Source organism: Amphritea balenae, from assembly GCF_003858655.1.
GTDB lineage: Bacteria > Pseudomonadota > Gammaproteobacteria > Pseudomonadales > Balneatricaceae > Amphritea > Amphritea balenae.
This window is the reverse complement of sequence record NZ_RQXV01000015.1, coordinates 50,249-62,911: the sequence shown is the minus strand read 5'-3', so window position 1 is coordinate 62,911 and position 12,663 is coordinate 50,249. Positions and strand designations below refer to the sequence as shown.

14 protein-coding genes are annotated in these 12,663 nt (G+C 48.9%); 5 read left to right on the top strand and 9 right to left on the bottom strand.

Going from position 1 to position 12,663, the window contains the following annotated elements; translation table 11 throughout:
• Position 1: 1 nt before the first annotated feature.
• From EHS89_RS19715 to EHS89_RS19695, 5 genes are read right to left on the bottom strand one after another with little or no spacing between them, the layout of a single operon-like run.
• Complete coding sequence (locus tag EHS89_RS19715) at positions 2-256, bottom strand: cytochrome C oxidase subunit IV family protein (RefSeq protein WP_124927889.1); 255 nt, start codon at positions 254-256, stop codon at positions 2-4.
• 6 nt (positions 257-262) lie between these two features.
• Positions 263-859, bottom strand: a complete 597-nt coding sequence (locus tag EHS89_RS19710) for a cytochrome c oxidase subunit 3 (protein WP_211340383.1) — start codon at positions 857-859, stop codon at positions 263-265.
• Entirely contained in the window at positions 856-1,779 is a 924-nt protein-coding gene (locus EHS89_RS19705) for a 4Fe-4S binding protein (protein ID WP_124927887.1), read from the bottom strand. The genes EHS89_RS19710 and EHS89_RS19705 overlap by 4 nt, the downstream gene beginning before the upstream one ends.
• Positions 1,780-1,836: 57 nt before the next feature.
• Positions 1,837-3,240, bottom strand: a complete 1,404-nt coding sequence (locus EHS89_RS19700) for a cbb3-type cytochrome c oxidase subunit I (RefSeq protein WP_124927886.1) — start codon at positions 3,238-3,240, stop codon at positions 1,837-1,839.
• Positions 3,241-3,249: 9 nt separating this feature from the next.
• Entirely contained in the window at positions 3,250-3,684 is a 435-nt protein-coding gene (locus tag EHS89_RS19695; protein ID WP_124927885.1) for a c-type cytochrome, read from the bottom strand.
• 161 nt (positions 3,685-3,845) lie between these two features.
• Here EHS89_RS19695 and EHS89_RS19690 point away from each other — a divergent pair, with 161 nt between their 5' ends.
• Together EHS89_RS19690 and EHS89_RS19685 are read left to right on the top strand one after the other, a co-directional pair.
• A complete protein-coding gene (locus tag EHS89_RS19690; RefSeq protein ID WP_211340382.1) occupies positions 3,846-4,229 on the top strand; it encodes a hypothetical protein in 384 nt (127 codons plus the stop codon).
• Positions 4,230-4,375: 146 nt separating this feature from the next.
• Complete coding sequence (locus EHS89_RS19685; RefSeq protein ID WP_124927883.1) at positions 4,376-4,858, top strand: CBS domain-containing protein; 483 nt, start codon at positions 4,376-4,378, stop codon at positions 4,856-4,858.
• Positions 4,859-4,932: 74 nt separating this feature from the next.
• Here EHS89_RS19685 and EHS89_RS19680 read toward each other — a convergent pair whose 3' ends face one another.
• Complete coding sequence (locus EHS89_RS19680; RefSeq protein WP_124927882.1) at positions 4,933-5,484, bottom strand: tetratricopeptide repeat protein; 552 nt, start codon at positions 5,482-5,484, stop codon at positions 4,933-4,935.
• A 4-nt stretch (positions 5,485-5,488) separates the two neighbouring features.
• Positions 5,489-7,846 carry a penicillin-binding protein 1B gene (mrcB, locus tag EHS89_RS19675; RefSeq protein ID WP_124927881.1) on the bottom strand — a complete coding sequence of 786 codons (2,358 nt, stop codon included), beginning with the start codon at positions 7,844-7,846 and terminating at the stop codon, positions 5,489-5,491.
• Positions 7,847-7,962: 116 nt separating this feature from the next.
• Between mrcB and EHS89_RS19670 the strand changes: the two genes are divergently transcribed.
• Entirely contained in the window at positions 7,963-9,456 is a 1,494-nt protein-coding gene (locus tag EHS89_RS19670) for a bifunctional aminoglycoside phosphotransferase/ATP-binding protein (protein ID WP_229753797.1), read from the top strand.
• Between the two features lie 2 nt (positions 9,457-9,458).
• Positions 9,459-9,794, top strand: a complete 336-nt coding sequence (locus EHS89_RS19665; protein WP_124927879.1) for a Rieske (2Fe-2S) protein — start codon at positions 9,459-9,461, stop codon at positions 9,792-9,794.
• A 1-nt stretch (position 9,795) separates the two neighbouring features.
• Here the strand turns inward: EHS89_RS19665 and sfsA are convergent, their stop codons facing one another.
• Together sfsA and EHS89_RS19655 are read right to left on the bottom strand one after the other, a co-directional pair.
• Entirely contained in the window at positions 9,796-10,500 is a 705-nt protein-coding gene (sfsA, locus tag EHS89_RS19660; RefSeq protein ID WP_124927878.1) for a DNA/RNA nuclease SfsA, read from the bottom strand.
• On the bottom strand, positions 10,500-11,657 hold the full coding sequence (locus EHS89_RS19655; protein WP_124927877.1) for a pyridoxal phosphate-dependent aminotransferase: 1,158 nt from the start codon (positions 11,655-11,657) through the stop codon (positions 10,500-10,502). Before EHS89_RS19655 ends, sfsA begins: the two co-directional genes overlap by 1 nt.
• A gap of 541 nt (positions 11,658-12,198) precedes the next feature.
• Here EHS89_RS19655 and dksA point away from each other — a divergent pair.
• Positions 12,199-12,627: an RNA polymerase-binding protein DksA gene (dksA, locus tag EHS89_RS19650; RefSeq protein ID WP_124927876.1), complete on the top strand. Its 429-nt coding sequence runs from the start codon at positions 12,199-12,201 to the stop codon at positions 12,625-12,627.
• The last annotated feature ends 36 nt before the right edge of the window (positions 12,628-12,663 follow it).

Sequence of the window (12,663 nt, the reverse complement as noted above, 5' to 3'; positions counted from 1 at the left end):
TTCAAAAGGCGTAAGTCAGCGTAATACAGATCGCCAGGACCGGGGCATAGCCCAATAACAGTCCACGCCACATCAGCGGAGCATTTTTCAGCCCCATAAAATGGTCCACCAGCAGACTGGCCTTAACCACAGTCACCAGCAAAACTATCGCCGCTAAGCCAATAGTTAAGGTATAAGGCTCAGCGACCAGCGCTGTCGCGCCGGTAAGAAATAACAGGAAGATCCAGACTGCAATTAGTTTTGTTCCAGAAATCATCGTCCGTTACCCCTGCAACACATAAACCAGTGGAAACAGAATCAGCCACAGCAGATCCACCATATGCCAGTAACAGGCACCACTCTCAAACTCATTTATCCGGCCGCTATGATAGTGCCCCAGATAAACCTTAACGCTAAGAAAAATTAGCACCAGCATGCCCAGAATCACATGCAGCATATGAAAACCGGTCAAACCAAAGTAAAAGAAATAGAAATCATTAGTGCTCAGACCAAAGCCCATGCCACCAATATGCATATATTCATAACTTTTCACTACCAGATAGATACAGGCACAGGCCAGCGCTAACACTATGTTAATGACGGTTTTAATCCGCAGATTATTCAACAACGCTCGCTGCGCAGCCACAACAAAGTAACTACTGGTCAGTAGTGCGACGGTATTTATCAGTCCCGCACCAATGCTGGCATTCGCTTGTCCATTGGCAAACATTTCGGGGAAACGTGCCCGGGTAATAGCAAACAACAAAAATAGCAGTGCAAACACACTGAGTTCAGCCAGAATAAACAACCAGATGGCAAAATCACCTGGCAGTATTTTGGTACCGGTTGCGGAATGGGGTAATTCAGCAGCTGTCATCATTCCTCCTCTTTCCGGCTTTCAATATTAAGTGTGGGAATCATCCGGTCACTCTCAGCATCGCGTCGCTGGTCACCGGGTGTCCAGTGTAATAACCCGCCATCCGGATTATCTTTCTGTACTTCGTTGCAGGCATGAATACATTCACTGCACTGGGTACAGGTAAACTTACGGCGTTTAATACTACGGGCCGGTAGCCGCATCGGACAGGCTGTATCACAAGCCTTGTTACAGTCCTTACAAAGATCAGCTCGTTTACTATCAAAACTGACCATCAGGGCTTTGGGATTCATCATCCAAAGCAGGCTCTGGAACACCCCCAGAGCACAACCAAATTTACAAAACAGATGTCGGGCAAACAAAAAATCTGCCAGAAAAATCAAGGTCGCAGCGCAGATGAATATCACTCTGCCACCACTTAACTGCCAATTCAGCAGATCATTATACAACTCGATTGGCGGTACTAAATAACCTAACAAACCAATCGACCAGACCAGTGCCATCAGCGAGCTGCTAAAAACCAGCATCAGCCAGGCTGGGGTACTGTGGGGTTTACTACCCTTTTCCCAGATCGTCGGACGACCCAGTAATTTTTGCATCTGCCCGTTAATCAGTTCTACCACTGAAAAATGAGGACAGAGCCAGCCACAATACAAACGCCCATATTTTGCTGCTATCCATATACCAGTCGCGACAATAACAACGATAGGTAATAGCACCCGTAACAATACCTGTAAGGCGGCATCAGTCCCTGTCACACCAGCCACTGCCTGATCGATGCCCAGCCCTAATGGCTGGCCAAACAGGATGAAGTGTCCCAGTGTCAGGTCATAGCGAAACAGATCGGATATCGGAGCAAGCAAAAACAGTATGAAAAAAGCAGTGCGGCTAAGATTTCGGTAAAGCTGTTGTGGTTGGAGCATGGTATCGATCAGAAAAAACTGTCCCCGCCTGGTGTGGAGGGGACAGTATACCCTGTTTTAGCGGGAAACTACGTTTTCAGCTGCAGTCAGGCGTGCTTCTTCACCTTTAACAAAGAAGCTAGCAATATAAGTGAACAGACCGATCAGGAAGATCACACCAGCCGCTTCGCGCAACCAGTAGAACATAGAGATCTGATCCTGAACCGCCATAAATGGCAGCGGAGTTTCACTATAACGCTGCAGATAAACCTGCAGGATACCGGCGCCAGTCAGGAACAATGTGATAAACACCATTGATACTGTCATCAGCCAGAAGCCCCACATCTCAACAACCTGAGATTTGTTGCTGTTCGCAGCTTCACGACCATTCAACATCGGCATCGCGTAAGAGATCATAGTCAGTACGATCATTACGTAAGCACCGTAGAATGCCATGTGACCGTGAGCGGCAGTGATCTGCGTACCGTGAGTGTAGAAGTTAACCGGAGCCAGAGTGTGCAGGAAGCCCCATACACCAGCACCCAGGAATGCCATTACACCAGTACCCAGTGCCCACAGAGTGGCAACACGGTTAGGATGCTGACGACGACGCTTGTTCACCATGTTGAATGCGAACAGAGTCATCATGAAGAATGGAATTGGCTCCATGGCAGAGAATACAGAACCGATCCACAACCAGTACTCAGGAGTACCGATGAAGAAGAAGTGGTGACCTGTACCCAGCAGACCGGTAATCAGCGCCATGGCGATGATCACATACAGCCACTTCTCGATTACCTCACGGTCAACACCGGTGATTTTAATCAGAGTGAATGCCAGGATAGAACCCAGAATCAGTTCCCATACGCCCTCTACCCAAAGGTGAACAACCCACCACCAGAACATCTTATCCAGCACGATGTTATGAGGGTTGTAGAAGGAGAACAGGAAGAATACTGCCAGACCGATCAGACCAATCATCATTACCATTGAGATAACGGTTTTACGGCCACGTAGTACAGTCATACCTACGTTAAAGATGAAGCCCAGTGCAACAATGACTATACCGATCTTGGTAATAGTTGGTTGCTCGAGGAACTCTCGTCCCATGGTCGGTAACAGCTCATTGCCCGTCAGTTCAGCCAGACGTGCATAAGGCACAGCCAGGTAACCAACAATAGTCAGCGCGCCTGCAACCAGGAATACCCAGAATAACAGCATCGCCAGTTTAGGCGAGTACAGTTCAGTCTGAGATTCTTCTGGAATCATGTAGTAAGCTGAACCCATAAAGCCAAATAGCAGCCATACGATCAGCAGGTTCGTGTGCACCATACGGGCAACGTTGAATGGAATCTCAGGGAACATGAAATCCCCGATTACATACTGTAATCCCATAATAATACCGAACAGGATCTGTCCGACAAAGAGGCCAATCGCCGCAATAAAGTACGGTTTGGCAACAGCTTGAGATGAATACTTCATAATTGCCCCTTAGCCCTGAATATTTGGTGGCCAGTTGTTTGTATTAATTTCTGAGGTGTACTTCAGAAATTCAGCAACTGCATCCAGCTCTTCTTCGCTCAGATTAAACTGAGGCATGCTGCGACGCCCTGGGATGCCATCAACTGGCCGGCTCATAATAAAGCCTTTAATCGCATCTTTACTGCGACCAAAACGCTCATATACATTGCCCAGCTCAGGCGCAAAGTAAGCACCTTCACCCAACAGGGTGTGGCAGCCGATACAGTTATTGTCTTCCCAGACCTTTTTACCCAGAACAACTTCCGGGGTAAGATTCTGACGATTGTCCCGTTCAGGGAGAACCGTCACCGTGTGTGCGGACAAGCCTATCAACAACAGCAGGAAGAACAAGCTTCCGCCATAGAAGATGTTCCTTGCCATCGACTTGGTAAACGTTTGATTCATAAGGTATCTCCAGACCTTTTCCGTAAAGCTGACAGCTTTGCGGACCATACGACAGTAAAACTAGGTAAAGCTATTGTCTCAGCACGTCATTTGCCAGCCTTGACCATCATCAATAACAAAGAAATACTTAGTATATGTCTTGAATTTAATGCGGGATGAGAATGAATAACTTAGATAGAAAGCAATCGAATCTGGCACTGATTGCCCAGGCACTCTACCTGATCAATCTATTATTGCTACCCGGCATCGCTTTAATCGCACTATTAATGATATATATCAAGAACCGTCATAGCGACGATACTCTGGGGCGCTGCCACCTCTATCAAAGCCTGGTACTGAGCGGTTGGTTGCTGGTATTGGTCGTCGGTGGCGGGGTAGGACTCTGGCTTTTAGTTGCCGACGATGCCGCAGGCATATCCATGACACTGCTGTACCTGATCGTCATGCATACCAGCTTTGTCATGCTTGGTATTCTCGGATTGGCAAAAGCGATTAGTGGCCAGCACTTTCACCCCGGCAGTAAAGGTTGCCCCAGTAATAAATAAGATGAAATCAGTCAGGTTAAGCTATCGAAAAGCCCCCTGACACCAAAGCGATACCCTTTACCGCCATATGAAACGGGCTTAGCTACCTTGATTTTTGGTTGTCGGATAACCTAGTTCCATCCAACAAACAATATCTGGAGTCTGATATGACAACCTTAAGCCAACTAACAGCAGGACAGATCATGTCCAAAGAGCTACTGACTGCTGAAGCCAACTGGTCTGTTAAAACCCTGATCGAATTTCTCAGTAAGCATAAAGTAACTGGCGCACCTGTTGTCTCCTCAACCAGAGAGATAAAAGGTGTTGTCAGCCTGAGTGATATTCTGAAATTAGACACCCAACCTGAAGCAGCCAAAAAAGCGAACATTGTGAGCCAGTACTATATGGCTACTCTGGAAGGTTATACTGCTGATGAGCTCGGTCTGAAAAATGCTGATCTGCACAGTAAACATCTGGTACAAGAAATAATGACCGCCGACATCATCTCCGTAACCGAAGATACAACACTGCCGGCGATAGCAAAGCTTATGTCCGACAAAAGCATTCACCGAGTATTCGTTAGCAACAACGACGGTCTGTCGGGTGTTATTTCAACCCTTGACATTCTACGCCAGCTGGCTGACAGCTAATTAAACCAGTTACGTTCCTCAGGGTAATTCTGTCTTCACAGGATTACCCTACACTCTAAAACCTAAAATCCGTTTTAATAAGCCCGTTTACGCGCGTCCTTTGCTCCTTTGATATCACCACCTTCCTGTCGAATATCAGCAATCAATAACCACATTTTTTGTTTCATTGCTAACTGATTACCGGCCACAGCCAGACCTTTCAGCGCTAACTGCTCAGCCTGCAGGTACTGCCCCTGATCCCGTCGCAGGTCGGCCAGCTGGTAATAGACATTAGGATCGCGGGGTGCAATTCGCTGCGCCCGCTCAAGACTGCTCTGTGCGGAGCTATAGGCGCCTTGCTGCTGTTGCTGCTTGGCTGAATCCAATAATGCAACAACCGCCGGATTGCTGGCCGAAACAGGCTGAGGCGCGGCCACTTCCTGAGTCACTACGGTAAATGGCTGCGCTGTCGCTATTGGCGTAGTCACAGCAGTACCCGTTGTCACATCAGAATCGATAACCACCGGACCACGTCCCCCGTCAGAACGGTCTTCAACCGGTGGAGAGAGATTGGCATTACCACTAATACAGCCCGTTAACAGCGCCGCTGTTGCCAGCGCTGAACCTGTCTTTAACATATTTTTCATTGCTTTATTCCGTTCTGAACCAGCGTTTAAACCAGTCTATCGGGTTACCTACGACAGCATCTCCACAACCGGAAGACTGCTGTGGCGCCGTCCCTTCAATAAATGGCAGCTGCCGGGCACCTTCACAATGTTCACCGGAAAGGAGTCCACTCACATCATCAACCCAATGATACTGGATACTGGACGGTCTTTCCGCCATAAATGACTGAGGTTTAGCCTGACGCATAAACTCGGTCCATACTTTCAAGGCTCCACTACTACCGGTTAACGGGAGTGGCTTATTATCATCCAGTCCCAGCCAGACAACCGCCAGACGGTCACCGGCAAAGCCGGCGAACCAACTATCGCGCTGCTCATTCGTGGTACCGGTTTTACCGGCAACGTTAAGGTCTTCAGGTAATGCGCTATACACTGACCGTGCGGTCCCCTCACGTACAACCTCTTGCATCGCATACTGAATCAGATGCACTGGTCCGGCAGCGACTGTTTGCTGAATACTGAAAGAGTAGCGAGACAGCTCCTCATTCTGGCTATCCGTCACCATACGAATAGCCCGCATCGGCACCTGAAACCCATTTCCAGCAATGGTCTGATACAACTGAGCCACCTCAACCGGCGACATCGCAGTTGCACCCAGCAGCATCGACGGATAATTACGAATCTCCCGTTCGAGTCCTAGCCGCTGCAGCATATCGATCACTTTATCCGTACCTATGGTCATCCCCAGCCGGGCAGCTGACTGATTATAGGATAACGCCAGCGCCCGATGCAGAGGCACCGACCCATGGCTTTTTCGATCATAATTTTTGGGCTGCCACTGATCACCATTAGGCAGATCAACCGTAATCGGCTCATCTTCAAGCACGGATGCCAGACTATAACCATCCTCCAGCGCAGCCAGATAAAGCGCAGGCTTGATTAGCGATCCGATCGGGCGCTGCGCATCCAGTGCCCGGTTAAACCCCTGATAACGGGTTTTACGTCCACCCACAACGGCCATTACCTCACCACTATGAGGGTTGCTGACCACCATACCTCCCTGTAACTCTTCGACAGGTTTTCCATAACGTTGCTGAAGCTTGTTAAGGGTACTCACCATACTGCGCTCAGCACGAACCTGAGCGATGGGATCCAGGGCTGTGAATACCCTCAACCCCTCACTATTCAACGCCTCTTCCGGATACTCTTCACGCAGCTGTCGTTTAACCAGATCCAGATAAGCCGGGTAAGCGCCCTTATGTAATGTTTGTTGTTGCACCACACCCAAAGGCTTCTTTTCTGCTGCCAGGCGTTCCGCCAGCGTGATACTGCCCTGGTCCTGCAATACAGAAAGCACCAGATTCCGACGTTTAGTCGCCCGTTCAGGGTTACGACGGGGGTCATAATAGGAAGGACCTTTGACCATAGCAGCCAGCAAGGCAACCTGATGTAGTTTTAGCTCCTGAATGGGCTGTGCAAAGAAATACTGACTGGCCAGACCAAAGCCATGAATCGCCCTTAAACCCTCTTGCCCCAGATAGACTTCATTAAGATAAGCTTCCAGAATCTCATCTTTGCTATAGTGCCGATCCAACAGCATCGCCATAGGAATCTCTGCCAGCTTACGGCTCAGAGATCGCTCAGAGGTCAGGTAAAAATTCTTAATCAACTGCTGCGTCAGGGTACTCCCCCCCTGAACAAAGCGGCCTGCTTTCACATTGGCGACCATCGCCCGGGCAATACCCCGGGGCGAAACACCATAGTGACTGTAATAAGCCCGGTCTTCGATTGCTATCAGTGCATCGATCAGATGGGGTGGCGCTTCAGCCAGCTGAATCAGATCCCGGTCTTCATTATCTTTCGGATAGATACCACCAATCAGAATAGGTTCAAGCCGCGCAAGCGGCAGCACCGCGCCTTTATCGTCACGGATTCGACTAATGGTATTACCGCTAAAATCGATCAGTAATCGCTGCGCAGCTTCGTGGCTATCAGGGAAATCAAAGCCCCGGGTATAAACCCGCACCCTGGAACTGGCCCACTCGGCACTGCCTGGCTGAGTAGCACGGGACTGAAACTGATATCCCAACCCTTTCAGCTCAATTTTCAAATCATCCCGACTCAGTGGCTGCCCCGGATAAAGTTCTAACGGACGTGCGTACACCTTGGCCGGCAGTGCCCAACGCTTACCCTCAAACTTTGATCGCACCTGGGCATCCAGATAGAGCAGCACCGCCGCACCGATAACCAATCCCAAGACAGATAACTTTAACAACAGTTTAATCAGGCGCCGTTTCCAGGATGGCTTTACCGCTTTAGTGCGCTTTGATGCTTTAGCACTCTTTTTTGCCCGGGACGAAGCTGCCCCTCTCTTTTTTGCCATTGGCTACGTATAATCCTCTATGACTTCCGGTAACGATTATAAAAAACATGCTTCCAGTATTGATTTCAGCTCTGCTCAACCCCCAAAGCTATCCTCACCCGGTATCTGAAATACAGGTGATTGAGACGCATATTTCCTGGGTGATCCTGACCGGCGAAATCGCATACAAAATAAAAAAACCGGTAGATTTTGGTTTTCTCAATTTTACCAGTCTGGAGAGCCGTAAACACTACTGTTATGAAGAACTACGATTAAATCAGCGTTTAGCTCCGGATATTTATCAATCAGTGGTGGCATTTTGTGGCTCTGCATCTGAACCTGAATTGAACGGTTCGGGCGAACCATTCGAGTATGCCGTACAGATGCGTCAATTTGATGATTCACTCCGGTTAGACCGTTTATTACATAAAAGTGCCCTGACCTCGCAACATATTGATGCCCTGAGCCAACAAATTGCTGAATTCCACCTACAGGTCCCCCACGCCAGTGCCGATGGAGCCTGGGGGGAGCCAGAGACAATCTGGCAGGTAGTGAGCGATAACTTTCTTCATGCAGCAGAACATCTGGACAATCTTGATGACTGGATGCAACTACAGCAACTGGCTTACCAGATTAGTCAGCAATTCCGCAGCCTGACGCCAAAAATAGTGCAACGTAAACAGGACGGTAAAATCCGCGAATGCCACGGCGATCTACATCTGGCAAATACCACCCTGCTGAACGATCAGGTCCGACTGTTTGACTGTATCGAGTTCAATCTCGAATTCCGTTGGATCGATACTATTTGCGACCTCGCGTTTCTGCTAATGGACCTTGAAGCCAACCAGCAACATCGATTTTCCCATCGCTGTCTGAATCGTTACCTGGAGCTGACCGGCGATTATGATGGTACCCGCCTGCTTAACTTCTACAAAGGTTACCGGGCCATGGTGCGGGCCAAAGTCGCCCTGATCGGCGCACAACAAGATTTTGATGAATACCATCAGTACATTCAATTGGCGCTCAGCTATGCCAACAAGCCCTCCCCCGTACTGTTTCTTATGCATGGCGTATCCGGGAGCGGCAAAAGCTATCTGAGCCAGCAACTACTGGAGAGCACCGGCTCGATCAGAATCCGTTCTGATGTTGAACGCAAGCGCTTGCACCGGGAATTAAGTTTAAAAGGTGAGAACCTTGAACTTTACGGCCATGAAATGAACGCGCATACCTATAATCATCTTAAAGGATTAACAGAAAAGCTGTTGCGAGCGGGCGAGTCTGTCATCGTCGATGCCACTTTCATTCGCGAACGCACCCGCAGTAGCTACATAAAAATGGCCGCACAGCTAAACATTGAGATCCGTATTATCTCATGTCAAACCGACCAGCCATTGCTGGAGCAACGGCTGGAACAACGCCAATTAGAAGATATTGATCCCTCTGATGCGGATATCAACATCATGCGCCAACAGCAAAAAAGCCAACAACACCTGAATAACGCAGAGCAACAGATTAGCTATCTGATTGATACAGGCCATAGCAACCCTATTGATCACCTTTATCAACAGATACGCAACGATAAGCAAATCAGTAACATCTGGCCTGATGATCTAATTCCGGAGCGACGCTAAAAATGCCTAAAATTACGACATTATTTGATATTGATGAGATCGGCGAAGGCGCCGCAAAAGGCATCCAGCTCGGCCAGCGCAACCTGTTTGCAGTCAATCACCAGGGGCAGATCTATCTGTATGAAAACCGCTGCCCGCACAAGGGGATTCCCCTTGAATGGATGCCGGATACTTTTCTGGATGCGGAGAAGCAATATATCCAGTGCTCAACTCATGGCGCACTGTTTACTATCGATCAGGGGCTCTGCATTGCCGGCCCTTGTAACGGGGCCAGCCTGAAACCGATCACCTACGATGTAGTGGAAGGCAAGATCTGTATCGCAGAAGATTCAGATTAATTTATAACAGTACCGGCAGAGAATGACTGATCGTCACCTCTTGCGGGGTGATTTTTGCGCCATAAGCATAGATTTCTACGCCAGCCAGAGCCGCTTCGCGTAACAGCTGACCATATTCAGGATCAATATGATCCGCCGGACGAACCTGTTCTATACCCGTGTGCGGCACACAGAACATCAATACCGCACGGTGCCCCTGCTCTACCATCAACATCAGCTCACGCAGATGTTTTGCCCCCCGGGCAGTGACTGCATCAGGAAAAGCACCAACACCGCTATGTTCCAATAGGGTCACATTCTTGATTTCAACATAACAAGTCGACTTAGCATCATCTTCAAGCAGCAGATCAATACGGCTGTTCTCATCGCCATATTTAACCTCCTGCCGAATAACACCATAACCCTGCAATTCAGCGATCACACCACTTTCAATTGCTTCGCGAATAAGTCCGTTCGCCCGACCGGTATTGATACAGGCCCAGTAACGATTTTTGACTCTGACCAACTCCCAGCCAAACAGATATTTACGTTTCAGATTACCTGAATCCATTATCCAGACGTCACTACCCGGATCGGCGCAGTTTTTCATTGAGCCGGTATTAGGACAGTGCACAGTTATCTGACGACCGTTTTCCAACTCAATATCAGCCAGAAAGCGTTTATAGCGCTTAATTAGTCGCCCTGACTGCATATTTGTAAGCTGCATCAGTTAAACCTATATTTTAATCGGGTCAGCATTTTCTCAATCTGTTCGATACCCGTGGTATAGGAGAAACGAATAAACTGATTGGCTCGGTGTTCACCAAAATCGACACCCGGCGTCACCGCTATTTTATCCTGTTCCAATAGTTCCCAGCACAGGTCAAAGGTATTATCAGTCAGATGAGAGGCGTCCGCATAGACATAAAACGCGCCTTCAGGCGTCAGCGGTATACCAAAACCCAGTTCGCGCAGGCCATTCACTAACAGATCCCGACGCTCACGAAAGGCTTCACGGCGCGCTTCAAGAATATCCAGGGTTTCCGGCTCAAACGCTGCCAGCGCGGCATGCTGAGCAATAGTCGGCGGTGATATAAACAGGTTTTGCGCCAGCCGTTCAATATCCGCCACGGCAGCATCAGGCACAACTGTCCAGCCTAAACGCCAGCCCGTCATACCAAAATATTTAGAAAAGCTATTCAGAACAAAGGCATCCTGATCCACTTCCAGCACGGATGTCGCATCAAAACCGTAGGTTAATCCGTGGTACAGCTCGTCAACGACAAGGTGCCCCCGGTTAGCCCGCACAGTCTGAGAAATGAGTTCTAACTGCTCCCGCGGCACGACACTCCCGGTTGGGTTTGCAGGTGAAGCCAATAGCACACCAGCGGTATTCGGCTGCCAATTCTGCTCAATCAATTCAGGTGTAAGCTGATAGTTATCTCCGGCATCCGTCGGTACCAACTGTCCCCGGGCTTCGATCAGGCGTAGAAAACGAGGATTACAGGGATAACCCGGATCAGCCATCATAAACGTCTGGCCCGGATTGGCCAGGGTCGAGAACACCATTAGCAGAGCACCTGAAGCGCCTGCCGTAACAATAACTCTTTCCGCCGGGATGTCTAACCCATAGCGCTGCTGATAAAAGCCGGCAATCGCTTCCCGCAACTGAGGGATACCCGCCGCAGGTGTGTACTGAGTATGTCCGGCCCGTATCGCAGCAATACCTGCTTCAGCGATAGGTTCCGGCGTTGCAAAATCGGGCTCGCCTGCGCACATATGCACGACATCATGACCCATAGCATCCAGCTCTTTCGCACGCTTCAGCAGATCCATTACTTTAAAGGATTCAATCTCGGCAACCCGATCAGACCAGTTACTCATTCCCGACACTTCCTGTCACTTAAGAATTATTCAATGGCGGGGATTATACATTAAGGAAGGTACGAATAAGTCCATTGTTTTCTCTGCGGGCTATAGAATAGCCAATACCCAAAGGGCATGCTAATGCGCGAAAGACTGTGCAGTGAAATGTCTGGACCTTTTCAAACTGTCTGACAACGCAAATGGCCATTCTAGGGCCCACCCCTCTTTTTAAAAGAAGCTGAGGGGCTTGTTCGCACCTTCCTCGCCCAGCCCCCCCATATAAGAGACAAACCAATTTCAGCTGAAAACTAGCAGATCACTGCTATAGTTACCTGATGTGCTGCTTTCTATTAAACATGTGCTACACAACAGACTGAAAGAATTAAGAAAAAGTTACGGATGGCATTATGCAGGAGTTTTTTGTTACTGGGGCTGGTGAAACTCTGAAGGTTCTGGTAACTTCAGCTCCCTTCTGATTACTGGTTTAGATCAGTAGTAGATAACTGTAGATACGTTCGGGCACGGTTGCCCGACCTGAGAGAGAGAAGCGGGGCAGACTATGCCGAATCAAGATACACAGTTCACACACTTCGAACCATACCCAATTAAGGAAGGCGAAGAGTATATGAATGATCCACAAAAGGATCATTTCCGCGCTATTCTGAATTCCTGGAAAACGGAATTAATGGAAGAGGTTGACCGCACGGTTAACCATCTGCAGGAAGAAGCGACAAACTTTGCTGATCCAAGCGACCGCGCAAGCCAGGAAGAGGAATTCAGCCTGGAACTACGTACCCGCGATCGCGAACGCAAGCTAATTAGCAAAATCTCTAAAGCGATGGAAAGCATCGACGAAGACGATTACGGCTACTGCGACGCTTGCGGCGTTGAGATTGGCGTACGCCGTTTGGAAGCGCGTCCTACAGCGACACTTTGCATCGATTGCAAAACTCTGGCTGAGATCAAAGAGAAACAGCTCGGTATCTGATCTGTCTGCGGTCAGCTCTGCGGCTGACCGCTGCTA